We start from the raw sequence: 1,009 nt of genomic DNA, 5'->3' as shown, positions 1-1,009 counted from the left end.
CTCAGGGGCTGATCGGGCGCACTGAGATTTGATCCTAAATTTCGATTATCTTGTTGATTTCTGGTTGGCCTACTGACCTCATGTGCCATACGAACTTTGCGTATTGCTCCGTGAGGATTTGATTTGTGACTTTCAAGAAGAAGAAGTCTATTGCATCGGCACCCTCTACGCCAACTGGCCTTCTGCCTCTTCTGACACGCAGGTCGATTCCCGACGCCATGTCGCATCAGAAGGAGATGCTGGCGTCCTACGCGAGCGAACTATCAGAGGCGCGAGATGTTGCGCTACAACTGCCGACAGGAAGTGGGAAAACTCTAGTTGGGCTTCTGATTGCTGAATGGAGGAGGCGAAAATTCAAAGACAGAGTTGTCTACCTTTGCCCGACAAGGCAACTGGTAAATCAAACTGTTGAGCAAGCGGAAAAAAACTATGGAATCGAGGCGATAGCTTTCACTGGTTCAAAGAAAGATTATCGACCTTCTGACATTTCCGATTATACCACAGGCGCGAAGATTGCGGTTACGACTTATTCAAGCCTCTTTAATAGTCACCCGTTCTTTGAGAGTCCCGACACCATCATACTCGATGACGCTCACGCAGCTGAGAACTATGTCGCGAAGATGTGGTCACTTGAAGTCCCGGCAGGCGACGGCCCGCTTGCGTCTTTACACGCTGCACTGGCAGGAATCATTAGGCCAGAAATTTCCAGTCAATCCTACGCGCGGCTCACGGGTGATTGGCAAGGACCGCTTGATGCAACTTGGGTGGATAAGCTGCCCAGCGAGACCGTTATCGCATTGTCACCTCAGCTGATTTCTGCATTGGATATGCATCATACCGCGAGTGCAGAGCTGAGGTTTACATGGCCCTTGCTTAGGGATCATCTAGCTGCCTGCCACATTTATCTTGCTTCAAGGCAAATTTTGATAAGACCGCTCGTCCCCCCCACATGGACGCATGCGCCCTTTGAAAACGCTAAGAGTCTGATTCAAAACTAACCGATGTGATT

General features: G+C 49.9%; 1 protein-coding gene. It reads left to right on the top strand.

All coding sequences use genetic code 11. The annotated features are described in order from the left end of the window. Nucleotides 1-125: 125 nt before the first annotated feature. The gene (locus A7A77_RS17695) at nucleotides 126-998 is read left to right on the top strand and encodes a DEAD/DEAH box helicase (protein WP_216635620.1); all 873 of its coding nucleotides are present in this window, start codon (nucleotides 126-128) and stop codon (nucleotides 996-998) included. Nucleotides 999-1,009 lie beyond the last annotated feature (11 nt).

This window comes from Croceicoccus bisphenolivorans (genome assembly GCF_001634625.1).
In the GTDB taxonomy this organism is placed as follows: domain Bacteria; phylum Pseudomonadota; class Alphaproteobacteria; order Sphingomonadales; family Sphingomonadaceae; genus Croceicoccus; species Croceicoccus bisphenolivorans.
This window is presented reverse-complemented; position numbering and strand designations above follow the sequence as displayed.